Here is a 1,140-nt window from a genome sequence, read left to right on the forward strand (position 1 = left end):
GTCGGTAAATACCCGTGCGCTGCCTAAAAATTTAAGATGGGTGTCTTGTTTATTTTCATTTCTTGTTTATTTTCATTGTTTATTTTAGTTGCAACTTTTCAATTTGCCTTTTAATGATTTGAGAAGAAAGTTCATCATGTTTGTAAAAATCTAATAACTCCAAAAGCTTATCGTTATAATTTTGATGTATAACTTTCACTGCTAATTGGGGTATTGGTTCGCCAATGGTTTTACTGGTTCTATCACATAGAGTAAAAAGTATCTGAATATCTGCATCATACTTCCTCTCCAAAAGGAGTTCCAAAGTAACAACTTTCAAATGAAGTAATTTATCCCCTCTTAAAATGAAGTTTACGTATTCATAGCGTGCTTGTTCAGGCAAACTCATTAGCACACCATTAAAAGCTGATTTGCTCAAATGAATACCTAACACGAGTACAAAAAGTAATGAGTTGATCAATATAAACTTTTTAATCATTTGAACTCTTCCCTTAATAAGTTAACTTGCCGCGTAGCACCTCTCAACTCGTTATGCTTCTCACCGTTAAACTCACCATGTGTTCTGATAAAGCCTCCTGGTAATTTAAACCTATCTCTTAAGTTTCCTAGTATTTGTCGAGCTGCTTTAAACTGAGCCGATGACAGTTCCCTCCGCGTATAGTTGCCCAAAAAGGCTACGCCGATATTACCTTGATTATGCCCCCCTACGTGTGCCCCAGCATACTTAAGAGAACGCCCCTCATAAATTGTTCCGTCCTCATCAATCATGTAGTGATATCCAACATCTGCATTATTATATGCCTGTGCTAAGTCTAGTTTACTCAATGCCTGTCTCATTAAAGTTACAGCACCTTCGTTTGCACGGTGCATATCTTCCACTTCCTTCGGCGTTTCGGCACTCCCAGTGTGATGTAAAGTAACCTGTTCATAAGGTTTTATATTTTCATCCATATTGGATTCATCCGCTGGTATATCGGAATATACAGACTTTGCTTTTGTTGAATATTCGTTTTTCTTTGCGTAATTACTGATATTTTGAGCCAAAGGGTCATTTTTAGCATTTTGTTGTTGACTGTTAATATCCATAGGTGAGTTATTACCTACTGAGAACTTACCACCAACATCAGCACCATTTATTGA

At 36.8% G+C, this 1,140-nt stretch carries 2 protein-coding genes; both read right to left on the reverse strand.

The features are described 5' to 3' along the window. Positions 1–79: 79 nt before the first annotated feature. The gene (locus C7Y70_RS20445; protein ID WP_135476864.1) at positions 80–478 is read right to left on the reverse strand and encodes a hypothetical protein; all 399 of its coding nucleotides are present in this window, start codon (positions 476–478) and stop codon (positions 80–82) included. Further along, the coding region (locus C7Y70_RS20450; RefSeq protein WP_135476866.1) for a peptidoglycan recognition family protein at positions 475–1,140 on the reverse strand (666 nt) is incomplete at its 5' end. The genes C7Y70_RS20445 and C7Y70_RS20450, both read right to left, overlap by 4 nt.

Source organism: Pseudoalteromonas sp. KS88, from assembly GCF_004766475.1.
GTDB lineage: Bacteria > Pseudomonadota > Gammaproteobacteria > Enterobacterales > Alteromonadaceae > Pseudoalteromonas.